Consider the following 23,344-nt stretch of genomic DNA (forward strand, 5'->3'; position numbering starts at 1 on the left):
ATGGAATCCGGCACTACGGGGGCAAAGGCGTTTCCGTCCGGGGTGGCGTCGGAGAGTCAGCCGAGCAGCCCGAGCGTCCACCGGACGAGTTCCGACCCCGCAAAGAGCGCTCCCTCGACGCGGGAGAGCACCCGGCCCGTCCACAGCGCGGCGACCATCACGGCCGACACGACGAGCAGCCAGCCGAGCGTCTCCAATGCGGCCGGACTGACCGTCAGCGGCCGGAAAACGGCTCCGAGACCCATGACGGCGAGGACGTTGAACACGTTGCTGCCGACAACGTTGCCGACGGAGACGCCGAGGCTGCCGCGACGGATGGCGACGAGCGAGACGGCGAACTCCGGTGTCGACGTCCCCGCCGCGACGACGGTCCCGCCGATGACCCACTCGGAGACGCCCGCCCCGCGGGCCAGTGTCGACGCGGCCCCCACCAGGAGGTCGCCGCTCACGAGGACAATCGCCAGTCCGACGACCAGGAAGACGACGTCCCGGCCGGGGAACGCGACCCGTTCTGTCACCTTGCGCGTCACGGCCGAGACGGCGTCGTCGCGTTCGGTCTCACCCGTCGGCGACGTCTCCGCGGCCGTCGCCCGTTCGCTCGCGAGGAGATAGCCGGTGTACGCGAGAAACAGGCCGAGGAGGACGCCCCCTTCGAGGCGCGTCACGGTGAGGTCGAACAGGACCGCCCCGCCGACGAGCGTGCTCGCGAGGAGGACGACGCCGTCGCGCCGGACGAGCGTCTCGGCGATGGGGATGGCCCGGAACAACGCGACGACACCGAGGATGAACGCCAGGTTGTAGACGTTCGAACCGAGGACGTTGGCGACCGCGATGTCGCCCAGCCCGTTGAGTGCGGCGTCGGCGGTGACCACCAGCTCGGGCGTGGACGTGCCAGCCGCGACGATGGTCAGCCCGATGGTCAGCTCCGAGAGCCCGGCACGCCGGGCGAGTCGGACGACCGAGTCGACGAGGAGTCGTGCGCCGACCCAGAGCCCGAGCACCGTCGCGACGACGATGCCGAGTTGGACGGCAGTACTACCGGCGACCATCTTGTACGGAAAGACGACTCGGGGGACGTGTATGAGCGTTGTGGACGGCCGGAGGACGGAACGGTGAGGCGACTCAGTCGGCCGCCGGAGCACCGGACGCCTGTTCGGCCGCCCGCTCTAGCATCCCGGCACGCGTGGAGTACCAGTAGTAGACGCCGAGCCAGACCGCCGCCGCGACGTTCGAGAGCGTGACCGCCCAGAACGCCGCCTCGACGCCCCGCCCCAGCAGGAAGGCACCACCGGCCGCGATGGGCAGCCGAACCACCCAGTACTGCACCACCGTCGACCACATACTGACGTTCGTCCGACTCGCGCCGTTGAACCCGGCTTCGAGCGTCTTGATGCCGCCGAGCGCCCAGTAGCCGAAGACGAGAATCTGGAGATACAGCACCGTCGACTCCAGTGCCGCCCCGGAGATGTCGGGAACGAACAGCTGGGCGATGGCCGCCGGGAAGAGATACTGGACGACGCCGATGGCCGAGAGACCGATGACGGCGAGACCGACACCGAACCACGTCGCGTGCTGTGCACGCTCGGGCTGGTCGGCTCCGAGGTTCTGTCCGATGACGCTCGTGGCGGCCTGGCCGATGCCGCTCGCGGGGACGAAGGCGATGGTCGCGACCCGCGCGCCGATGGTGTACGCGGCGAGACCGGCCGCGCCGCCAGCCAGCGAGACGACCGCGACCATGAGCAGGCGGGCGAACTGGCGGCCAGACTCCTGGACCGCGATTGGCGAGCCGACCTCGACGAGGTCCCGAAAGAGGTCCGGCTGGAGCGAGATGGACTCGCGCGTGAGCGTGAACTCGTTGCTGTCGCGAGTCATATACCAGAGGGCGACGAGCGCGCCGACAGCGTAGCCGATACCCGTCGCGAGGGCTGCTCCTTCGAGCCCCATCGCGGGGAACTCCCAGTAGCCGAGGATGAGGAAGGGGTCGAGGACGAGGTTGACGACGATGGCGACGAGGTTGATGACGAGCGCGGTCCGGGTGTCGCCCCAGGCGGTGAAGCCGCTCTCGAGCGTGTCACTGAGCGCGGAGGGGACGAGCGCGTAGACCGCGTGTGCGGTGAGATACGTGAGCGCCAGCGGCGCGACGGCCGCCGAGGGGTTCAGGAGACCGACGAGTTCCTCCCCGAAGACGACGACGACGCCGATGAGGACGAGTGCGATGGGGAGCGCGAGTGCGATGGCGTTGAACGGGACGCGCCTCGCGCCGACGATGTCTTCGGCACCGACGCGTTGGGCGGTGAGTATCTGGCTCCCGACGAAGAGCATGATGAGCGGGACCATCAGCAGGGCCGTGTAGGGGATGACGAGTCCGACCGCGGCGACCGCCTCCTCGCCGAGGCGGCCGACCCAGAAGATGTCGACGACCTGCTGGGCGACCAACGCGAAGTTCTGCGCGACGAGTGGGGCCGCCAGAACGAGCAGCGCGCGCGGAATCGACCCCTCGGTGATCTCGTCTTTCGCGAGGTCGAACATGATATGAATTTGTCGTTGGCGAGGTAGAATAAATGGTTGTCGGTGTTTGGCATGGGAGCCGCGGCCAGCGGCCACGCGGCCGCAGACGTAATGCTCACGTTTTTGGCTCCCGGCCCGAAGGGAGCATCATGAGCAGCAGGCGCAAGCCGGACTGGCTGAAGATGCGACCACCGGCGGGCCAGCGCTTCACGGAAATCAAACAGAGCCTCCGCGACCGGAACCTCCACACGGTCTGCGAAGAGGCCAACTGCCCCAACCTCGGGGAGTGCTGGAGCGGCCGCGACGGGCCGGGCACGGCGACGTTCATGCTGATGGGCGACCGCTGTTCGCGCGGCTGTAACTTCTGTGACGTCCAAACAGGTGGAATGGAGCCGCTCGACCCCGACGAGCCCGCGAACGTCGCCGAGGCCGTCGCCGACATCGGCCTCGACTACGTCGTCCTCACCTCCGTCGACCGCGACGACTTGCCGGACCAGGGTGCGAGCCACTTCGCGCAGACGATTCGGGAGATCAAGGAACGGGACCCCTCGGTCCTCGTCGAGGTCCTCATCCCTGACTTCCAGGGCCGCCCGGACTGCGTCCGCCAGATCATCGAGGCCGGACCCGACGTCATCGCCCACAACATCGAGACGGTCGAGCGACTCCAGTGGCCGGTGCGCGACCGGAGAGCGAGATACGACCAGTCGCTGTCGGTGCTCGAACAGGTCGAGCGGGAGTCGGACATCTACACCAAGACGAGCATCATGCTCGGGCTCGGCGAGTACGACCACGAGATCTACCAGACGCTCTCGGACCTCCGGGAGGCCGACGTCGACATCGTGACGCTCGGGCAGTATCTCCAGCCCTCGCGCTCACATCTCGACGTGTTCGAGTACGTCCACCCCGACGCGTTCGAGACGTGGCAACAGGTGGCAGAGGACGAACTCGGCTTCCTCTACTGCGCCTCGGGACCGATGGTCCGTTCGTCGTACAAGGCGGGCGAACTGTTCGTCGACGCCCTGCTCCGCGACGGCAAGAGCGTCGACCAGGCCCGTGCGGAGGCCCGCGCGGCGAGTCACTGAGCAGTCAATTCGGCGTGAGTCGTCCGTTGCCGACGCCGTCAGCCGATTTCTGTCTGGACGACCTGCTTGCGACACGACCACACACCACACGCCTGTCAGGAATTCTTCCCGTTCGTCCATTAACGACCCCCGAACGGTCGTTCCGTCTAACGATTCGTCCATATTCCGGACAAGCACAGAAAATTCGTCCGTTTCTTGCGGCGGAATTGGACAGATACGACCGAGACTGGCAAGAATCCTAACTATAGTAAACTATTTACGAAAATCATTTAATGCGGGCGAGTGACCCTTCGCGTATGCAATGGAGGGTGCGACCGTGAGTACGCTGCAACGGGACCCCGAGGAACAGGTACAGGTCCTCGACGAGAACGGCGGTGTCGTCGGTGAGGTACCGGATATCGCCGACGACGAACTCGTCGAGATGTACCGTGCGATGCGGCTGGCTCGACACTTCGACAAACGCGCCGTCAGCCTCCAGCGGCAGGGCCGGATGGGGACCTACCCCCCGCTCTCCGGGCAGGAAGGCGCCCAGATCGGGAGCGTCATGGCACTGGACGACGACGACTGGATGTTCCCGAGCTACCGTGAACACGGCGGCGCGGTCGTCCGCGGTGTCCCCCTGACCCAGACGCTGCTCTACTGGATGGGCCACGAGGACGGCAACAGGATGGCTGAGGGCGTCAACGTCTTCCCGGTCGCCGTCCCCATCTCGACGCAGATCCTCCACGCCACCGGCGCGGCGTGGGCGTCGAAGCTCAAGGGCAACGACGACGAGGCGTTCATCTGTTACTTCGGCGACGGCGGCACCAGCGAGGGCGACTTCCACGAGGGGCTCAACTTCGCGGGCGTCTTCGACACCCCGAACGTCTTCTTCTGCAACAACAACCAGTGGGCCATCTCGGTCCCCCGCGAGCGACAGACCGCCTCGAAGACCATCGCCCAGAAGGCCCACGCCTACGGTTTCGAGGGCGTGCAGGTCGACGGGATGGACCCGCTGGCCGTCTACAAGGTCACCCGCGAGGCCGTCGAGAAGGCGAAGAACCCCGGCGACCGCCGCCGACCGACGCTCATCGAGGCCGTCCAGTACCGCTTCGGTGCGCACACCACCGCCGACGACCCGACCGTCTACCGCGACAGCGACGAGGTCGAGAAGTGGAAGGCGAAGGACCCCATTCCACGCCTCGAAACGTTCCTCCGCGAGACGGGACGGCTCGACGACGAGTCCGTCGACGCCGTCACCCAGTCCGTCGAGGACCAGGTGGCCGACGCCATCGCCGAGGCCGAGTCGGTCCCGCGTCCGGAGCCCTCGGAGATGTTCGAGCACGTCTACAGCGAGATGCCCGACCATCTCCGCGAGCAGATGGACGACCTCGAGTCCCTGCGCGACCAGTTCGGCGACGAAGCATTCCTGAGAGAGTAAGCGAACCACATGAGCGCACAAAACCTCACCATAGTCCAAGCAGTACGGGACGGTCTCTACACCGAAATGAAGCAGGACGGCGACGTGGTCGTCCTCGGCGAAGACGTCGGCAAGAACGGCGGCGTCTTCCGCGCCACCGAAGGTCTCTACGACGAGTTCGGCGGGGACCGCGTCATCGACACGCCGCTCGCGGAGTCCGGCATCGTCGGGACCTCCATCGGCATGGCCGCCTACGGCCTGAAGCCGGTCCCCGAGATGCAGTTCTCGGGGTTCATGTACCCCGCGTTCGACCAGATCGTCTCCCACGCCGCGCGCCTGCGCAACCGGAGCCGAGGGCGGTTCACCTGTCCGATGGTCGTCCGCGCGCCCTACGGCGGCGGCATCCGCGCGCCCGAACACCACTCCGAGTCCAAGGAGGCGTTCTACGCCCACGAAGCCGGCCTGAAGGTGGTCATCCCCTCGACGCCGTACGACACGAAGGGACTGCTCATCTCGGCCATCCGCGACCCCGACCCGGTCATCTTCCTCGAACCCAAACTCATCTACCGCGCGTTCCGCGGTGAGGTGCCCGAGGAGGACTACGAGGTCCCCATCGGCGAGGCCGCCGTCCGCCGCGAGGGCACGGACATCTCCGTGTTCACCTACGGCGCGATGAGCCGTCCCACGGTCGAGGCCGCCGAGAACCTCGAAGAGGAGGGCGTCAGCGTCGAGGTCGTCGACCTCCGGACGGTCTCCCCGCTCGACGAGGAGACCATCGTCGAATCGTTCAAGAAGACCGGCCGCGCGGCCGTCGTCCACGAGGCACCCAAGAAGGGCGGTCTCGCCGGCGAGATTACGGCCGTGATTCAGGAGGAGGCGCTTCTCTACCAGGAGGCACCGGTCGAGCGTATCACCGGGTTCGACGTCCCGTTCCCGCTGTACGCGCTGGAAGACTACTACCTGCCCTCGGTCGCCCGCATCGAGGAGGGAATCCGCAACGCAGTGGGGTTCTAACATGGGAACGAAGGACTTCAAACTCCCCGACGTCGGCGAAGGTGTCGCGGAAGGCGAACTCGTCTCGTGGCTCGTCGGTCCCGGCGACACAGTCGAAGAGGACCAGCCCGTCGCCGAGGTCGAGACCGACAAGGCACTCGTCGAGGTGCCGTCGCCGTACAATGGAACGGTCAAAGAGCTGCACGTCGAGGAAGGGACGATGGTCCCCGTCGGCGACGTCATCATCACCTACGAGGTCGCAGGCGAGGGCGACGAGCCTGCCGATCCAGCGGCCGAAACCGAACCCGAGGAGACTTCGGAAGCGGAACCCGCGGAATCAGAGACCGAACCGGCCGAAGCAGCGACCGAGGACGCCGAACCGGCCGAGTCGTCGGCGAAGGGCGGCCGCGTCTTCGCGGCACCCAGCGCGCGACGGCTGGCCCGTGAACTCGGCGTCGACATCGCGACGGTCGAGGGAAGCGGCCCGAGCGGCCGCGTGACCGACGCCGACGTCCGGCAGGCCGCCGAGGCTGGCGAGGCTGGCGGAGAGACGGCAGAAGCGGACGAGGACGACGGTCCCCGCGACGTCGACATCGACGACGGGGAATCCTCGGTGACGAAGCGCGAGGAGGCCGCCAACGGCGAGACGCCGTCGGATGCCCCCGACGCAGCGGGTCGCAACCGGACGCTGGCCGCACCGGCGACGCGCCGGCTGGCGAACGAGCAGGGCGTCGACCTGAACGACGTGCCCGCGACCGAACAGCGCGACGGCGAGGCGTTCGTCTCCGCCGCCGCGGTGACGGAGTACGCCGAGGCCCAGCGAGCGGCGCAAGAGGCCGACGCACAGGCCGTCTCGGAAGCGGGAGCGTCCGAGACCGAAACGGACGCCGAGCCGTCGGCAGCCGCGCCCGCTGGTGGCGAGGGTGGCCTGTCGGGTGAGCGCATCCCCTACAGAGGAGTCCGCCGCACCATCGGCGAGGCGATGCAGAACTCGAAGTTCACCGCGCCGCACGTCACCCACCACGACAGCACCGACGTGAGCGCGCTGGTCGAACTCCGTGCGGAGCTGAAGGAAGTGGCCGCAGAGCGCGACGTGAAGCTCAGCTACATGCCGTTCGTGATGAAGGCCATCGCGGCGGCGTTGAAGCAGTATCCCTACATGAACGCGACGCTCGACGAGGAGAACGAGGAGATCGTCCTCCGCGACGAGTACCACATCGGCGTCGCCGTCGCGACGGACGCGGGGCTCATGGTTCCGGTCGTCGAGGACGTCGACAAGAAGGGACTGCTCGAAATCGCCGAAGACATGAACGACAAGATCGAGCGGGCTCGGGACCGCTCCATCTCGCGGGACGAACTCCGCGGCAGTACGTTCACCATCACCAACTTCGGCGTCGTCGGCGGCGAGTACGCCACGCCCATCATCAACTATCCCGAGGTCGGTATCATGGGTCTCGGCGAGCTGACGGAGCGGCCGGTCGTGGAGGACGGCGAGGTCGTCGCCCGCCACACGCTGCCGCTGTCGCTGTCTATCGACCACCGCATCCTCGATGGTGCGGTGGCCGCGCAGTTCGCGAACAAGGTCATGGAGTACCTGCAACACCCCAAACTGCTGCTACTCGAATAATATGGTCGTCGGAGACATCTCAACCGGAACCGAAGTACTGGTCATCGGCGCGGGACCGGGCGGCTACGTGGCCGCCATCCGCGCCGCACAGAAGGGTCTCGACACGACGCTCGTCGAGAAAGACGCCTACGGAGGCACCTGCCTGAACCACGGCTGTATCCCCTCGAAAGCCTACATCACGGGCGCGAACCTCGCCTACGACGCGGGCAACGCCGAGGAGATGGGCATCCACGCCGACCCCGCCGTCGACATGGCGGCCATGCGCGAGTGGAAGGACGGCGTCGTCGACCAGCTGACCGGCGGCGTCGAGAAGCTCTGTAAGGCCAACGGCGTCAACCTCGTCAAGGGGACGGCGTCGTTCAAGGACGAGTCGAGTGTCCGCGTCGCCCACGGCGGCGAGGGCCAAGGAAGCGAGACCATCGAGTTCGAGCACTGTATCATCGCGACCGGGAGCCGTCCGATGCAGATTCCCGGCTTCGAGTTCGCCGACGACGAGGTGCTGTCGTCGCGCGACGCGCTCGGACTGGAGTACGTCCCGAACCGCCTCGTCGTCGTCGGCGCGGGCTACATCGGGATGGAGCTGTCGACCGTCTTCGCCAAGCTCGGCGCGGACGTCACCGTCGTCGAGATGCTGGACGACGTCCTGCCCGGCTACGAGGACGACGTCGCTCGCGTCGTCAAGAAACGCGCGGAGTCGCTCGGTATCGACTTCCACTTCGGCGAGGGCGCGTCGGGCTGGGAGGACAACGGCGACGCTATCACCGTCACCACCGAGACCGAAGACGGCGAGGAGTCGAGCTACGTCGCCGACGACGTCTTGGTTGCTGTCGGCCGCAGTCCCGTCACGGACACGCTCGGTCTCGAAAACGCCGGTCTCGAAACGGACGAGCGGGGCTTCATCGAGACGGACGAGCAGGCACGCACCGCCGTCGAGGGCATCTTCGCCGTCGGCGACGTCGCGGGCGAGCCGATGCTCGCGCACAAGGGAAGTACCGAGGGCATCGTCGCCGCGGAGGTCATCGCCGGCGAACCCGCCGCGCTCGATTATCAAGCGATTCCCGCCGCGGTCTTCACCGACCCCGAAATCGGGACGGTCGGCATGACCGAAGCCGAGGCCGAGGAGATGGGCTTTACGCCCGTCGTCGGCCAGTTCCCGTTCAACGCAAGCGGGCGGGCGATGACGACGGGCCACACCGACGGCTTCGTCCGCATCGTCGCCGACGAGGAGAGCGGCTTCGTCCTCGGCGGCCAGATCGTCGGTCCCGAGGCCTCGGAACTCGTCGCCGAGGTCGCGCTCGCCATCGAGATGGGCGCGACGCTCGAAGACCTCGCCGCGACGGTCCACACCCACCCCACGCTCGCCGAGTCGGTCATGGAGGCCGCCGAGAACGCGATGGGCCAGGCCATCCACACGCTGAACCGGTAGGTCGGCCGACGTCCGACTTTTCAGTCTTCTTCAACTTCGTCGCAAGCGAGACCGTCCTGTCCCCGTTCGCGGAGGCACGCCTCCGCCGTCGGAGTCGGCGTCTGCGTCCCTGTCGACGGTGGCGGAGCTGTCACCGTCGCCGCCGGGGTCGTCGCGGCTGCCGTCGCCGTTGGGGTCGTCACAGTCACGACCTGCGAACCGTCGGCCGTCGCCGAGGCTGGGGCCACCGGCTCCGGGTCCGGAGTCTCGGCCGTGTCGGCCGTCGTCGTCCCGGCGACGCGGTCGACCATCGGGGCGGGCAGGGACGGTCCCGGCGAGCCGCTACAGCCAGCGAGGACGACGGTGGCGACGAGGAGTGTCGCCACCGCAGCGGCGTGCTGCATAGACTGTAAGAATCGGCTGAAACGGCGATAAACCGCGTCGATCGTTCTCGCGACACAGTATCCGGCTACTCTCGGAGTGTCCGCGTAAACCGGACGTGGTGGCCGACTGTCTCGGCCGGCAGACCCCGGCACGTGGCGGACGCCAGACGGTGCAACATAAGTGTCGGGACGTGCCAAGTGGTAGTCGTGCTCTCACCTCTCTTGGCAGTCGGTCTTCTCGTTGCGGTGTTCGTCGGCTTCAACATCGGCGGCTCGTCGACCGGCGTGGCGTTCGGTCCCGCAGTCGGTAGCAACGTGGTGGGCAAGCTGACCGCGGCCGCGTTGATGACGGTCTTCGCGCTCCTCGGCGGCTGGACGGTCGGCCGAGAGGTCATCGAGACGATGGGTGGACAGATCGTCCCCCAAAGCGAGTTCACGCTGGTCGCAAGCGTCGCCGTTCTCTTCTTCGTCGGCCTCGCGCTCCTCGTCTCGAACACCTTCGGCGTCCCCGCCTCCACGTCGATGACGGCCGTCGGTGCCATCGCCGGACTCGGCGTCGCGACGGGCACGCTCGACGAGGGCGTGATGCTCGAAATCATCTCGTGGTGGATCGTCGCACCCATCCTCGCCTTCTGGGTCTGTGCGGTCATCGGCCGGTACGTCTACCCCTATCTCGACGCCCGCTTCGCCATCGACCGCTCGGACGGCCCGGTGTGGGAGATCCGGACCGACGGCGGACTGCCGCGGCCGCGACTGTCCGACTCGACGACGACTCGCGAGGTCGTCGGGATGGTGCTCGTCGTCGTCATCGCGTGTTACATGGCGTTCTCCGCGGGCGCGTCGAACGCCGCCAACGCCGTCGCCCCGCTCGTCGGCAACGGTGCCATCGACATCGAAGTCGGCATCCTGCTCGCCGCCGGTGCCATCGGGCTGGGCGCGTTCACCATCGCCCGCCGGACGCTCGACACCGTCGGCAACGACCTGACCGACCTGCCGATTCTCGCGGCACTCATCGTCGAGGTCGTCAGCGCGAGCATCATCACATTCCTCTCGTATCTCGGCATCCCCGCGAGCCTCGCCGTGAGCGCGACGATGTGCATCGTCGGTCTCGGCTGGGGGCGAGCCACCCGGACGGTCAAACTCGGCGACGCCGTCCGCGGCAACGGGCCGGAGGTCTCGGTCAACGCGCTGGCGGCCGAGACCGACGAGGTCCGCCCGATGGGCGAACGCGAGGACGACCTGCTCGCAGAGGACCTGTTCAACCCCGGCACGACCGGCCGCGTCATCTTCTTTTGGATTCTGACGCCGTCGCTGTCGGCGTTGGCGTCGTATCTGCTGTTCGCGTTCGTACCGCTGTAGCGGCCCGGTAGCCTACGAGTCGAAATAGTCGGCCGAGAACCGCCCGACAGATAGCCGACGTGGCGGAACCTTTCCCTACACGAACAGCAAAGCCTAATGAGGAGGGAATCCAATCCTCGGCTGATGCCCACGGTAGAATACCTCAACTACGAAGTGCTCGACGATCAGGGATGGGACATGGACGATGACGACCTCTTCGACAAGGCCGCAGACGCTGGCCTTGACGCAGAGGACTTCGGTTCCCTCGAGGTAAACGAGGGCGAGTACATCCTCGAAGCCGCAGAGGCCCAGGGCTACGACTGGCCCTTCTCGTGCCGCGCCGGTGCGTGTGCGAACTGCGCGTCCATCATCAAAGAAGGCGAAATCGAGATGGACATGCAGCAGATCCTCTCGGACGAGGAAGTCGACGAGAAAGGCGTCCGCCTGACCTGCATCGGTTCGCCGGCAGCGGAGAACGTCCGCATCGTCTACAACGCGAAGCATCTCGACTACCTCCAGAACCGCGTCATCTAAGTCGAGCCTATCCAGTATTTTTTCGCGCTCGCCCGACCAGCCGTGGCTCTCCGCATCCAAAGGTTGAATCCCTCCGCCGACGCCTCGTCTGTATGCTCGGTACGACGCCCGATCTCCTCCGGCTCCTCGTCGTCCCCGTCTTCGCGTGGGCCGCCTACCGCGACATCGAGACCAGACGGCTCCCCAACCGCCTGTGGTATCCGCTCGTCGCGCTCGGCGTCTGTCTCCTCCTGTGGGACCTCGCGGGCCGGTGGCCGCTCGCCGGCTTCGAGGACCGGCTGTTTCTCATCCGCGTCGGCTTCAGCCTCTTCTTCGTCGTCCCGCTGAGCTACGGCTTCTGGTGGATCGGCGGCTTCGGCGGCGCGGACGCGAAGGCACTGATGACGCTCGCCGTCGTCTTTCCGACCTTCCCGACCTACACCGTCGGCAGTCTCGACCTCCCGATGGTCGAACCGCTGCTCGGCGTCTTCTCGATGACCATCCTGACCAACACGGTCGTCGTCGCGCTCGTCTATCCCCTCCTCCTTCTCGTCCGGAACCTCGCCGTCGGCGACGTCGCGCCCGTGATGTTTCTCGGGCGGCGGACGGCCGTCGACGACCTCCGGACCGAACACGGCCGGCTGTTCGAGACGCGCGAGGGGTTCACCCGCAGCGGGCTGGACCTCGACGCCCTCCGGATGTATCTCCGCTGGCGCGGGAGCACGCTCGCCGACGTCCGAACGAACCCCGACGAGCACCGCGACCCCGCGAGCGTCGGCCAGACGTTCGAGCCGACGGACGGCGCGGTCGGCGACGACCCCGTCGCGGACGGGGGTTCGGTGAGCGACAACGACGTCGTCGAACCCGCAGACGTCGCAGGCGACGACGCGTGGGCCGCCGAGCGGTTCCTCGACGAGATCGAGGGGACGGCGTACGGCACCTCCGCCGAGTCGCTCCGCGAGGGGCTGGAACTCGTCGCCGCCCGCGACACGGTCTGGATCTCGCCCGGCCTCCCGTTCGTCGTCCCGATGTTCGGTGGTCTCCTCGTCGCACTCACCTACGGCGACCTCCTCTTCGGCGTGCTCGGTCTCGTCGGCGTCGCCGAGCTGGTGACGCTGCTCGGAGTCTAGGCACAAGACCTATCGGCCGAACGCGCTTCGGATTCGACAATGACAGTCGACGTCGACTTCGGTGACGACGGGCTGGTGCCCGCCGTCGCACAGGACGCCGAGACGGGCGAGGTGCTGATGCTCGCCTACGTCTCCCCCGAGGCACTCGAACGGACGCGCGAGACGGGCTACGCCCACTACTACTCCCGGAGCCGCGACGAACTCTGGAAGAAGGGCGGGTCGAGCGGCCATCTCCAGTCGATTCAGGAGGTCCGCGTCGACTGCGACGCCGACACGCTACTCTATCTGGTCGACCAGGAAGGTGGGGCCTGCCACACCGGCCACCGCTCGTGTTTCTACCGCACCGTCGACGGCGACGAGGTGGGCGAGAAAGTCTTCGACCCCGAGACCGTCTACGAGTGAGCCATGAGCGATTCCGCCCCCGCCGACGCCGACGCTGACGTTCCCGCCTCAGTCGCCGAGCTTCGGGCCGCCCACGACCGACTCGAAACCGTCGAGCGCGAGGTCGACGACCTCGGCGAGTCGACCGTCGAACGCGTCGCCGATGCCCACCGACAGGCGACGAAACTGCTGGATAACTACGCCGACTCCGCGACCGGCAGCGGCGACTTCAAGGCCTACCTCCAGTTCCAAAACGAGTTCATCGGGCTCGTCGACGAGTTACCCGAAGACATCCCCCACTACGACGCCTTCGAGACCGCCAGCGACCGGATGGACAAACGCCGGCTGAGCGAGGGTGACTTCGCCTTCGCCCGCGAGACGCTGGAACCCGCCGCCGAGACCGCCGAGTTGCTCGCCGACCGCGAGGACGCCCGCGACGGCTACAGCCGCGCGCGCCGCGACGTCGAGAAGCGACTGGACGACGTCGAGACGCGCCTCGACGACCTCGAACGGCTCCAGCGGCTCGGTGACGCCGACCTCGACGCGCCCGTCGACGACCTCCGCGAGCCCATTGTGGCCTACAACGACGCGGTCCGGAGCGACTTTCAGACCTTCCGCCGCGAGGCCAGCGCGCGCGACTTCTTCGACTTCCTCGACGCGACGACCGCGTACCCCCTCGTCGACTTCGAGACGCCGCCGGACGACCTCCGGGGCTACGTCGACGACAACCCTGCAGGCGAGGAGTCCGTGGCACAGTTGCTCGACTACGCCGACTACTCGGCCTCGAAGCTCTCACATTACGTCGAGGACGCCAGCGCGCTCAAGACGAACGTCGCGGTCCACCGCACCTACCTCGAACGGCTGGACGCGACGCCGCTCACCGTCGAGTGGCCGCCCGCGCCCGCCGAGGAACTGCGCTACCGGGTGGACGAACTCGTCGCCGTCGTCGGCCGGTTCGCCTCCGAGGAGACGGTCGCACAGACCCGCGAGCTCCGCGACCTCACCACCCGTGAGGACTACGAGCGGCTGCGGACGTCGGCCGAGGCTCGCGAGCAACTGACCGACGAGGAGCGCGAGCAGTTGGCCAGCGGCGCGGTAGAGGAGGAGCTGTCGACGTTGCGGACGGAACGCGAGCAGTTGCAGGAGGCACTGGAGACGTATCCGCGGCGGTAGGAGAGAGAAAACTGCTTTTCGCGGCGCGACTACCGTGCGGCTTCGAGTGCCTCACGAACGCCGTCGGCGAGGTCCTGCGCGCGCGACTCGTCACGAGCCTCGGCGTAGATGCGGACTTTCGGCTCGGTGCCGCTCGGTCGGACGAGCACCCAGGCGTCACCGTAATCGAGGCGGTAGCCGTCCTTCGTGTTCGGTTCGGCGTCGGCCGAGCGCGCGTACTCCTCGGCCGCCCCGAGCATCGCGTCGAGTTCGGCTTCGGTCTCGTAGGTCAGGTTGACCCGGACGTTGTGGTAGTCGGTGTAGGGGGCGGCGACCTCGCTCGCGGGGCGGTCGGCGAGCAGTTCGAGGAACTTCGCGCCGATGAACGCGCCGTCGCGGACGAGCCGGTAGTCGGGGAAGAAGATGCCGCCGTTGCCCTCGCCGGCGACGGGGACGGTCGCACCCTCGGCCCACAGCTCGCGGATGCGGGTGATGATGTTCGTCGAGCCGATGGGCGTCAGTTCCAGGGTCGCGCCGACGTCGTCGCAGACGTCGACGAGCCGTTGGGAGACGTTGACGGCGGCGACCGTCGTGTCGCCCTCGTCGAGATGTGCCGCGGCGAGTGCGGCCAGCGAGGTGTCGCCCTGGATGTATTCGCCGTGTTCGTCGAAGAAGATGGCGCGGTCGGCGTCGCCGTCGTGGGCGATGCCGACGTCGGCGTCGGTCGCGCGGACGAGTCGGCCGAGGTCGCCGAGATTCTTTCGCACGGGTTCGGGTTCGCGGCCCGGGAAGTGGCCGTCGGGCTGGGCGTTGAGGGTGACGACGTCACAGCCGAGTTCGCGGTAGAAGTCGGGGCTGGTCAGCGCGCCCGCGCCGTGGCCGGGGTCGAGTGCGACGGTGAGGTTCGCGTCGGCGATCTTCTCGCGGTCGACGGTGGCGAGCATCTCGTCGACGTAGTCGCGGTTGGCCGACTCGACGCGGCGGGTTTCTCCCACTTCGTCCCACTCGGCCACGTCGAACGTCTCGGCGAGGATGTGTTCTTCGACGCGCTCCAGACGGGGGACGGGGAGTTCGACCCCGTCGGCACCGACGAGTTTGACGCCGTTGTACTCCGGCGGGTTGTGCGAGGCCGTGATGAGGACGGCGGGGACGTTCTCGACGTCGCAGTAGCGGACGACCGCGGGCGTCGGCGAGACGCCGAGGCGGTCGACGTCGACGCCGACGCTAGCGAGACCGCTGGCGGCGGCGTTCGTAAACATCTCGCCGGTGGTCCGCGTGTCGCGGGCGACGACGACGCGGTCTTCGTCCCAGACGGTCCCGGCGGCCTTCGCGACGCGGAGAACGAACTCCGGGGTGAGCTGTTCACCCGCTACCCCGCGTGTCCCGCTCGACCCGAATAGCTTCATTACCGGGTCATGGAGGGCGCGGCATCAAAGCCGTTCCGAACGTCGGAGGCTCCGTGGTGGAATCACACAGGCGAAAAAGGGGGATGGTCGTGGCAAGGTCGATACTCGCGAGGGGCTACTCGTCGTCCGCGCGGAGGATGTTCCGTTCTTCGAAGAGATCGGCCAGCGCGTGCATCGAGTGGACGACCGTGTCGCAGGCGGGTTCGACGGCGGGCTTCGGGCTGAAGCCGACCGAGAGTCCGGCGACCTCCAGCATCGGCAGGTCGTTCGCGCCGTCGCCGATGGCGACCGTGTGCGCCATCTCGACGTCGAGTTCGTCGGCGAGGGCTTCGAGTTCACGGTCTTTCGTCCCCTCGATGAGCGGCCCCTCGACGCCGCCGGTGAGTCGACCGCCCTTCACGGGCAGGCGGTTCGAGACGATGTGGTCGACGTCGACCCCCTCGGCTTCGAGTGCGCGCTCGACGCCGCGGTCGAAGCCGCCGGTGAGGATAGCGGTGTGGTGGCCGTAGTCGTTGAGCCGTTCGATGACGTCGGCCGCGCCGGGGCGAAGTTCGACTTCTCCGTACGCCTCTTCGGCCACCTCTTCTTCGAGTCCTTCCAGGAGCGAGGCGCGCTTGCGGAGGCTGTCGGCGTAGCTGATCTCGTCGTTCATGGCGCGCTCGGTGATGTCGGCCATCTCGTCGGCGACGTCCATGCGTTCGCCGAGCAGCACGGTCATCTCCGAGTCCGAGAGCGTCCCGTCGAAGTCGAAGGCGATGAGTTTCACATCTCAAACTCACTCTCGGCCGATTTGAAACCACCTGAAGCGGTCAGGTTTCACCGGTGGACCCACCGAGGAGTTCACTGACTGACCCCTGTGGGATTCACTGACTGACCCACCGAGGGACCGCTTGGCATCCACTGACCGTGCCGACCGGTTCGGCCAGTTATTTATCGAAGCCCGATGTGGGACCTGTATGGATTCCGAGGCACGGCGTGAGGTCGAAGACGCGCTCGACGAGGAAGTCGCCACCGCGACGAGCGAGACCCCGCTGTCGGCGTTCGTCGAGACGCTGCGGACGCAGTCCGACGACAGCCTGCGGCTCGTGGTGCGGTACGATGGCGACGAACACACGGTGCTCTACACGCGTGACGACGTGGGCACGGACCTCGACGACGAGGCGTTCGAGGAGCAGGTGAAGACGCTCGTCATGAAGGGACTCAGCGACCCGCCCGAAGAGCAGGAGCTGTCGGATTTCGGCTCGTTGCACGCGACGCTCCGGTGGTTCGACGACGTCGTCGTCGCCTGCTATCCGACCGGCGAGTGGACGGGCGTCGTGGCGACGTTCGACCGCGGCGACTCCCCGTTCGTCGGGGCGGCACTCGACGAGTTGGAGTAGCCAGTAGACGAGAGAGAGAAAGAGCGACTCAGTAGTCGACCGGCGTCCAGTGCCGTGGTCCGATATCCGCGCCGCGGGTCCGTACTTCTCGTTGTCCCTCCGGTGTCTCCCGCACCTCGACCAGCGCGTCGAAGGGCTGTCGGAGGATGCTCACGTCGGCGTTGTCCGGCACGGTATCGTCGAGCGTGAAGACGCCGACGAAGCCCGAAGAGCTGATGCGGCCGGTCATCACGTGGAGGAACTGGAAGACCCGCCGGAGGTCGGAGTACATCAGCATCGTCGACAGCGAGTGGAGCCCGAGTCGGGCACCGGTCCCCTCGTCGTAGTACCGACGCATGAACTTCGTGACGCCGATTCCGATACCCGTGAGGTCGCCGGGGTCCGAGACGTGTTGGACGTTCGAGGTGGGTCGGCGACGGCCGAAGCCGCGGCTGTCGCCGACGCAGTCGACGATAGCGAGACGGTCGTCGTCGACGGTTCCGGCGACCCGTTCGAAGTCCCGAACCGTCCGCGTCGCGTCTTTCCGGGTCGTGACGACGATCGTTCCGCGTTCGTTCGGCGAGTCCTGCGCGAGCAGCGCGTGCATGAGGCGACGTTTCCCGGTCATCACCGGGCCGGTGACGAGCACGTTCGTCCCAGGGTCCAGTTCGTCGAACGGGAGTGTCTCAGCACCACCGTCGACCCTCCGAGGCTGCATGAGTCGATTGTATGGTCCTCCCCTATTTCAACCCCCGCCACACGGTAGCGGAGACAGGGAAAGGATCGACGGAACGGACGGGCGGAGACGCCGTCGTTCCCGGGAGAGAGAACAGTCGACTGAACGAGACAAACAGCTGTCATGGGCCGTGCTTCGCCCGATATCTTCAGATTCGAACACCCGACAGGCGTTGAATTTTTAGCCAGGCAGAACGACCGGAAAACGAGAACAACTGACATGGCAGAGAGAGTGGGGAGCCAACGTGGACAGACGGACACGAGTATCAGGGTGCTTCTCGTCGACGACGACAACGAGTGGGTAACCCTCGTGGCGCGGCTCCTCGAAGGGGTCGACGACGCGTTCAGCGTGACGACGGCGAACAGCGTCGTCGACGCACGAGCGCTGTTCGCCCCCGAGTCGTTCGACTGCGTCGTCTGCGACTACCGGATGCCCGGCGGCGACGGGCTGTCCTTCCTGTCGACCGTCCGCGAGACCGACCCCGACCTGCCGTTCATCCTCGCGACCGCGACCGGCAGCGAGAGCGTCGCGAGCGAGGCGACCGCCGCGGGGGCGACGGGCTACTTCGTGAAGGACCCGCGGACCGACCAGGGCGACGAGTTGGCGACGCGAATCACCCAGGCGGTCGAGCGCGTCGACGCACGGCAGGCGGCCGACGAGGGCGACCACCGGTTCGAACGGCTGTTCGAGCGGGTCCCCGACCCCGTCGTCGTCGCCCACGGGCCTGATCTCGTCGTCCGGACGGTCAATCCTGCCTTCGAGGCCGTCTTCGGCCACGACGCCGACCAGATCGTCGGCGAACCGCTCGGTGACTATCTCAAGCCCGCCGGTGACGACGACGAGCTGTTCGGAGTGCCCGAGGACGTCGACCTGGACGGGACGCGCGACGCGGAGGTGACGCGGTGGACCGTCGACGGCCCCCGCGAGTACCACCTACGACTCTTCGTCGACGAGACGGCGGACGGCACGAGAGAGGTCTACGGCCACTACACCGACATCACCGCGAGCAAGGAGCGCGAGCGGCTGCTCGAAGCCGAACGCGACGCCACACAGGAGGTCAGAGACATCCTCGTCAACGCCTCCTCGCGGACCGAAGTCGAGACGGCCTTCGTCGAGCGGCTCGTCGAGTCCGACGGCTACCGGTTCGTGTGGGTCGGCCGCCAGTCGCCCGACGACAGTGTCGCGGTCGGCGCGGCCGCCGGTGACGACGACGACTATCTGGACGGCCGCCGCGAAACGGGCGAGACCGTCGACGGACCGAGCGACACCGTCTTCCGGACGAACGAACCCCAGTTCGTCGCCGTGCCGGGGGTCGACGATGGCTCCGACGGCTCCGACGGCTCCGACGAATCTGACGAGTCCGACGGCTCCGACGAGCGACAGGCGGGAGACGACGACGCGGCGTGGCTGGCCGAGGCGGCCGCCCGCGGCTTCACCGGCGTCGCAGCCCTGCCGGTCACCCACGGGACGATCCCATACGGGGTCCTCGTCGTCTACACCGACGACCCGGAGGGCTTCGACGAGACGGACCGGCGGCTCCTGACGGAGACGGCGGCGTCGCTCGGCAGCGCGGTCGACGTCATCGGTCGGCGCGCCTCGCTCTCGGCCAACCGTGTCGTCCAGGTCGTCCTCGCGAGTAACGACGCGACGACACCCTTGGCACAGCTGTCGGTCGCGAGCGGCTGTCGCATCGACGTCTCGGCGGTGGTTCCGGAGGCGGACGACCGGGTCGTCTACTTCGTCGAGTTGGACGGGACGGACGCCGCGACGTTCGTCGAGCACGCCGAGGCGAACGACCGCGTCACGGAGTGGGCCGTCCTCGACGACGACGAGCGGACGCCCCGGCTCCGGCTGTCGGTCGAGGAGCCGTCGCTGGCGACGGTGCTGACGGAGTGCGGCGTCGTCGTCCGCTCCCAGCAGGTCGACCGCGGCTCGGTGCAGTTGGTCGTCGAGTTCCCACAGGTCGTCGACGCCAACGCCGTCACCGAGGAACTCCGGGCGTCGATGCCGGACCTGACCGTCCGGCGACACCACGAGGTCGACCGGCTGCGGGAGTGGCAGCTCCAGCCGACGCTGCCGGCGAACCTGACCGAACGGCAGCTGCAGGCACTGCGGACGGCGTACTACGGCGGCTACTTCGAGCGGCCGCGGCTCCAGTCGGCCGCCGAGGTGGCCGAGTCGCTGGGGATCTCGCGGTCGACGTTCCTCCAGCATCTCCGGGTCGCCGAGTCGAAGGTGTTCGGCGAACTGTTCGAGTGAGCGGCGAGCCGCGAACGGCCATCCACGATTCCGACTGTTTTCGCGCCACCGAGGCTGACACTACCCACATATGTGAATAGAACCCGTGGCACTGACCGCGAAAGGCGGCATGTTCGGCACAGGAAGAAAGCGTTAACCACCGGGCATGGCTCACACGAATCATGAAGGTACTCGTCACGGACCCCATCGCAGACGCCGGGCTCGAACGGCTGCGTGATGCGGGCTACGAGGTAGAGACAGCCTACGACGTCGAGGGCGACGCCCTGTTGGACGCCGTCGCCGACGCGAACGCACTCGTCGTCCGCTCCGGGACGGAAGTGACGGAGGAGGTCTTCGAGGCCGCGCCGAACCTCGTCATCGTCGGCCGCGCCGGTATCGGCGTCGACAACATCGACATCGACGCCGCCACCGACCACGGCGTCATCGTCGCCAACGCCCCCGAGGGCAACGTCCGTGCAGCGGCAGAGCACACGGTCGCCATGGCCTTCGCCGCCGCCCGCTCCATCCCGCAGGCACACGCCCGCCTGAAGAACGGCGAATGGGCGAAGTCCGACTATCTGGGGACCGAGGTCAACGGCAAGACCCTCGGCGTCGTCGGCCTCGGCCGCGTCGGCCAGGAGGTCGCCAAGAAGCTCGGCAACCTCGGCATGGACCTCGTCGCGTTCGACCCCTACATCAGCGAGGAGCGCGCCGACCAGCTCGGCGCGGAACTCGTCGAGTTCGAGACTTGTCTCGAACGCGCGGACTTCCTCACCGTCCACACGCCGCTGACGCCCGAGACCGAGGGCATGATCTCGACCGACGAGCTGGAGACGATGGGTAGCGGCTACCTCGTCAACTGTGCCCGCGGCGGCGTCGTCGACGAGCCCGCCCTCGCACAGGCCGTCGACGACGGCGTCCTCGACGGCGCCGCAGTCGACGTCTTCGCCGACGAGCCGGTCGACGACGACAACCCGCTTCTCGCCGTCGACGACGTCGTCGTCACGCCCCACCTCGGTGCGTCGACCTCGGCGGCCCAGGAGAACGTCGCGACGAGCATCGCCGACCAGATCTCGGCCGCGTTCAAGGAAGAGCCCGTCATGAACGCACTCAACGCGCCCTCGGTCGACGAGAGCGCGTTCCCGCGTATCCGCCCCTACATCGGTCTCGCCGAGACCGCCGGCAAGGTCGCCGCGCAGGTCTTCGACGGCCGCATCTCGGAGGTCCAGGTCCGCTACGAGGGCGACATCGCTGCTGAAGATATTGAACTCGTCACCGCAAGCGCGCTGAAGGGTGTCTTCGAGCCGCTGGAGTGGCAGGTCAACTCGGTCAACGCCCCGCGCATCGCCGAGGAGCGCGGCATCGAGGTGACGGAGACGAAGACCCGCCAGACCGACGACTTCCAGAGTCTCATCACGGTCACCGTCGGCAACGACGAGGACTCGCTGGGCGTCTGCGGGACGCTCTTCGCCGGTGACGACCCGCGTATCGTCCGCATCGACGGCTACCGCGTCGACGCCATCCCGCACGGCCACATGCTCGTCGCCCGCAACTACGACAAGCCGGGCGTCATCGGCCTCATCGGGACCGTCCTCGGCGACCACGACATCAACATCGCCGGGATGTTCAACGCGCGCCGCTCGACCAACGAGACCAACGGCGAGGCACTGACCGTCTACAACCTCGACTCGGCCGTCTCCGACGAGGTCGTCGCGGAGCTGCTCGCCGACGAGCGTATCGCCGACGTCAAGCGCATCACGCTCAACGGCGACGAGTAACCGCAAAACAGCCACAGCCGCAGAGGGAGTTTTTTTTTTACCGAGATAGCAGACCGCGGAGCCGTCCGAGGAGCGACGCGACCGGGCCGGACGGGGTGTCTTGGCGTCGGCGGGGTGTAGACTGGTCCTCGACGTCGGCGACGACGCCCTCGTAGCGGTCGATGACGGCCTGTCGGTCCTCGCGTTCGGTGTCGAGCCGGGTTCGGAGCCGCTCGTTCTGTCGACGGAGTGCCTCGTTCTCGGCACGGAGTCCGTCGGCGTTCACGCCGCCCCCAGCAGTGGGGGGATGAGCCGTCCGGTCTACGTCGCTGGGTGGTCTGTCACGCTTCTCTCGTGGATAGGTGCGCCCCTCCGTGTCGTCGCGGCGCACGGTCCCCGTCGGCAGTCGACTGGAGAGCATATGTGCTACGATGTACCACAGCAGCAAAAGGATGTGTCAGACGAGCAACTGACGCCCGTCTGCCGGCGCGCGTCACGAGTCAAGCGAGTGTCGTGTGCGGCCGTCTACCGGCCGAGCAGGCCCTTCAGCTTCCCGAAGGCACCACTGCCGGATTTGCCTTCGAGATGCGCGAGCACTTTGTCGGTGTCGTTGGGCACCGGCTCGGGCTTGTTGCCGGCCTCGAACGCCGCGTCGGGGTCCTTCAGCAGGTGGCCGGTCGTGAGACAGACGACGTCCTCGTCCTCGCTCACGACACCCTTGTTGACGAGTTTCTGGAGACCCGCGACGGAGGCGGCGGAGGCGGGTTCGACGCCGATGCCCTCCTTCGCCAGCGCGCGCTGGGCGGAGGTGATGGCCTTGTCGGAGACGGCGACGGCCGTCCCGCCTGTCTCGCGAATTCCGGGCAGCGCCTTCGGCGCGTTGACCGGGTTGCCGATGCGGATGGCGGTCGCCTTCGTCTCGACCTCCTCCCAGCGGCGGACCTCGTCGGCGTCGTTCTCGATGGCCTCGACCATCGGGGCCGCGCCTTCGGCCTGCACGCCGGTCAGCTTCGGCACGTCGCGGGGGTGGAGCGCGCCGGACTGGACGAGTTCGCGGAAGGCCTTGTAGAGCGCGGAGGTGTTGCCCGCGTTGCCGACGGGCAGGACGATGCGGTCAGGGTAGCGGCCGTGGTCCGCGTGGAACTCTTCGAGGATCTCCAGGCCGATGGTCTTCTGGCCCTCCAGCCGGAAGGGGTTCAGCGAGTTGAGCAGGTAGGCCTCGCCGCGGGCGGCGAGGTCCTGCACGATGTCGAGACACTCGTCGAAGTTGCCCGCGACTTCCAGAATCCGTGCATCGTGGAGCGCGGCCTGTGCGATCTTTCCGGCGGCGACCTTGCCCTCGGGGAGGAGGACGAGCGTCTGCAGTCCGGCGCGGGAGCCGTAGGCGGCGAGCGCGGCGGAGGTGTTGCCCGTCGAGGCACACGCGAGGCGGTCGACACCGAGTTCGCGGGCGACGGTGACGCCGACTGTCATGCCTCGGTCCTTGAACGACCCCGTCGGATTCATCCCCTCGTGTTTGATGCGCAGGCGGTTGACGCCGACGCCCTCCTCCAGTCGGGGGACGTAGTGCAGCGGCGTGTCACCCTCGGGGATGGTGACGGCGTCGTCGAACGGCAGCGCGGCGGAGTACCGCCAGACGCCCGTCCCCTCGAAGTCGTCCCACGTCGGCAGATTCGAATATCTGACTTCGAGCAGGCCGTCGCAGTCGTCGCAGGTGTAGCGGATGTCGTCGAACGGGGCGAACGTCTCGCCGCACTCGATGCACTCCAGCCAGATGCCGTCGACGGCGTCGGCCGGTTCCGTCGGCGACTCCGTCGTCAGTTCGAGACTCATTGGTTCGGTCGTTGGCGGCGGCGACCAAAAGGGGGGCGGTTTCGGGGAAATTTGGCGAGGGACGTCCGGGACGGCTGCGCCGGTGCTCGTCACAGTCAGGGAGAG

20 protein-coding genes and 1 pseudogene are annotated in these 23,344 nt (G+C 67.5%); 13 read left to right on the top strand and 8 right to left on the bottom strand.

Going from position 1 to position 23,344, the window contains the following annotated elements; translation table 11 throughout:
• Window positions 1–56 precede the first annotated feature (56 nt).
• Window positions 57–1,049 (bottom strand): calcium/sodium antiporter, encoded by a 993-nt coding sequence (locus BLR57_RS00070; RefSeq protein WP_089692904.1) that lies wholly within the window; start codon window positions 1,047–1,049, stop codon window positions 57–59.
• A gap of 73 nt (window positions 1,050–1,122) precedes the next feature.
• The gene (locus BLR57_RS00075) at window positions 1,123–2,529 is read right to left on the bottom strand and encodes an MATE family efflux transporter (protein ID WP_089692906.1); all 1,407 of its coding nucleotides are present in this window, start codon (window positions 2,527–2,529) and stop codon (window positions 1,123–1,125) included.
• A gap of 128 nt (window positions 2,530–2,657) precedes the next feature.
• Here BLR57_RS00075 and lipA point away from each other — a divergent pair, with 128 nt between their 5' ends.
• The 5 genes from lipA (at window position 2,658) to lpdA (ending at window position 9,035) form a co-directional block, all read left to right on the top strand.
• Window positions 2,658–3,590, top strand: a complete 933-nt coding sequence (gene lipA, locus BLR57_RS00080; protein WP_089692908.1) for a lipoyl synthase — start codon at window positions 2,658–2,660, stop codon at window positions 3,588–3,590.
• Window positions 3,591–3,906: 316 nt separating this feature from the next.
• Window positions 3,907–5,010, top strand: a complete 1,104-nt coding sequence (gene pdhA / locus BLR57_RS00085) for a pyruvate dehydrogenase (acetyl-transferring) E1 component subunit alpha (RefSeq protein WP_089695405.1) — start codon at window positions 3,907–3,909, stop codon at window positions 5,008–5,010.
• Window positions 5,011–5,019: 9 nt separating this feature from the next.
• On the top strand, window positions 5,020–6,003 hold the full coding sequence (locus BLR57_RS00090; RefSeq protein ID WP_089692910.1) for an alpha-ketoacid dehydrogenase subunit beta: 984 nt from the start codon (window positions 5,020–5,022) through the stop codon (window positions 6,001–6,003).
• Window position 6,004: 1 nt separating this feature from the next.
• On the top strand, window positions 6,005–7,609 hold the full coding sequence (locus tag BLR57_RS00095) for a 2-oxo acid dehydrogenase subunit E2 (protein WP_089692912.1): 1,605 nt from the start codon (window positions 6,005–6,007) through the stop codon (window positions 7,607–7,609).
• A gap of 1 nt (window position 7,610) precedes the next feature.
• A complete protein-coding gene (gene lpdA, locus BLR57_RS00100) occupies window positions 7,611–9,035 on the top strand; it encodes a dihydrolipoyl dehydrogenase (RefSeq protein ID WP_089692914.1) in 1,425 nt (474 codons plus the stop codon).
• Between the two features lie 20 nt (window positions 9,036–9,055).
• On the opposite strand, the gene BLR57_RS00105 is transcribed toward lpdA, so the two are convergent.
• Complete coding sequence (locus tag BLR57_RS00105; protein ID WP_089692917.1) at window positions 9,056–9,418, bottom strand: hypothetical protein; 363 nt, start codon at window positions 9,416–9,418, stop codon at window positions 9,056–9,058.
• Window positions 9,419–9,604: 186 nt separating this feature from the next.
• On the opposite strand from BLR57_RS00105, the gene BLR57_RS00110 reads away from it, so the two are divergent.
• The 5 genes and pseudogenes from BLR57_RS00110 to BLR57_RS00130 all read left to right on the top strand — a co-directional run bounded on the left by BLR57_RS00110 (window position 9,605) and on the right by BLR57_RS00130 (window position 13,932).
• Entirely contained in the window at window positions 9,605–10,756 is a 1,152-nt protein-coding gene (locus tag BLR57_RS00110) for an inorganic phosphate transporter (protein WP_089692919.1), read from the top strand.
• Between the two features lie 123 nt (window positions 10,757–10,879).
• Window positions 10,880–11,269, top strand: a complete 390-nt coding sequence (gene fer, locus BLR57_RS00115; RefSeq protein ID WP_089692921.1) for a ferredoxin Fer — start codon at window positions 10,880–10,882, stop codon at window positions 11,267–11,269.
• 92 nt (window positions 11,270–11,361) lie between these two features.
• Entirely contained in the window at window positions 11,362–12,378 is a 1,017-nt protein-coding gene (locus tag BLR57_RS00120) for an A24 family peptidase (protein WP_089692923.1), read from the top strand.
• A gap of 30 nt (window positions 12,379–12,408) precedes the next feature.
• Window positions 12,409–12,780: pseudogene (hisI, locus tag BLR57_RS00125) on the top strand (phosphoribosyl-AMP cyclohydrolase); the annotation flags it as partial.
• Between the two features lie 3 nt (window positions 12,781–12,783).
• The gene (locus tag BLR57_RS00130) at window positions 12,784–13,932 is read left to right on the top strand and encodes a DUF7118 family protein (protein ID WP_089692927.1); all 1,149 of its coding nucleotides are present in this window, start codon (window positions 12,784–12,786) and stop codon (window positions 13,930–13,932) included.
• A gap of 29 nt (window positions 13,933–13,961) precedes the next feature.
• On the opposite strand, the gene glmM is transcribed toward BLR57_RS00130, so the two are convergent.
• Both glmM and serB read right to left on the bottom strand, forming a co-directional pair.
• Window positions 13,962–15,317 carry a phosphoglucosamine mutase gene (gene glmM / locus BLR57_RS00135; protein ID WP_089692930.1) on the bottom strand — a complete coding sequence of 452 codons (1,356 nt, stop codon included), beginning with the start codon at window positions 15,315–15,317 and terminating at the stop codon, window positions 13,962–13,964.
• A gap of 115 nt (window positions 15,318–15,432) precedes the next feature.
• Entirely contained in the window at window positions 15,433–16,083 is a 651-nt protein-coding gene (gene serB / locus BLR57_RS00140; RefSeq protein WP_089692932.1) for a phosphoserine phosphatase SerB, read from the bottom strand.
• 190 nt (window positions 16,084–16,273) lie between these two features.
• Here serB and BLR57_RS00145 point away from each other — a divergent pair, with 190 nt between their 5' ends.
• Window positions 16,274–16,696 (top strand): DUF7522 family protein, encoded by a 423-nt coding sequence (locus BLR57_RS00145; protein ID WP_089692934.1) that lies wholly within the window; start codon window positions 16,274–16,276, stop codon window positions 16,694–16,696.
• A gap of 28 nt (window positions 16,697–16,724) precedes the next feature.
• Here the strand turns inward: BLR57_RS00145 and BLR57_RS00150 are convergent, their stop codons facing one another.
• Window positions 16,725–17,393: a DUF7504 family protein gene (locus BLR57_RS00150; protein WP_089692936.1), complete on the bottom strand. Its 669-nt coding sequence runs from the start codon at window positions 17,391–17,393 to the stop codon at window positions 16,725–16,727.
• A gap of 237 nt (window positions 17,394–17,630) precedes the next feature.
• Between BLR57_RS00150 and BLR57_RS00155 the strand changes: the two genes are divergently transcribed.
• Together BLR57_RS00155 and serA are read left to right on the top strand one after the other, a co-directional pair.
• Entirely contained in the window at window positions 17,631–19,670 is a 2,040-nt protein-coding gene (locus BLR57_RS00155; RefSeq protein ID WP_170830526.1) for a bacterio-opsin activator domain-containing protein, read from the top strand.
• A gap of 161 nt (window positions 19,671–19,831) precedes the next feature.
• The gene (serA, locus tag BLR57_RS00160; RefSeq protein ID WP_089692940.1) at window positions 19,832–21,427 is read left to right on the top strand and encodes a phosphoglycerate dehydrogenase; all 1,596 of its coding nucleotides are present in this window, start codon (window positions 19,832–19,834) and stop codon (window positions 21,425–21,427) included.
• Window positions 21,428–21,464: 37 nt separating this feature from the next.
• On the opposite strand, the gene BLR57_RS00165 is transcribed toward serA, so the two are convergent.
• Window positions 21,465–21,827: a cell division protein ZapB gene (locus BLR57_RS00165; RefSeq protein ID WP_089692942.1), complete on the bottom strand. Its 363-nt coding sequence runs from the start codon at window positions 21,825–21,827 to the stop codon at window positions 21,465–21,467.
• 104 nt (window positions 21,828–21,931) lie between these two features.
• On the bottom strand, window positions 21,932–23,239 hold the full coding sequence (gene thrC, locus BLR57_RS00170; protein ID WP_089692944.1) for a threonine synthase: 1,308 nt from the start codon (window positions 23,237–23,239) through the stop codon (window positions 21,932–21,934).
• Window positions 23,240–23,344: the final 105 nt, after the last annotated feature.

This window comes from Halogranum gelatinilyticum, assembly GCF_900103715.1.
Taxonomy (GTDB): domain Archaea; phylum Halobacteriota; class Halobacteria; order Halobacteriales; family Haloferacaceae; genus Halogranum; species Halogranum gelatinilyticum.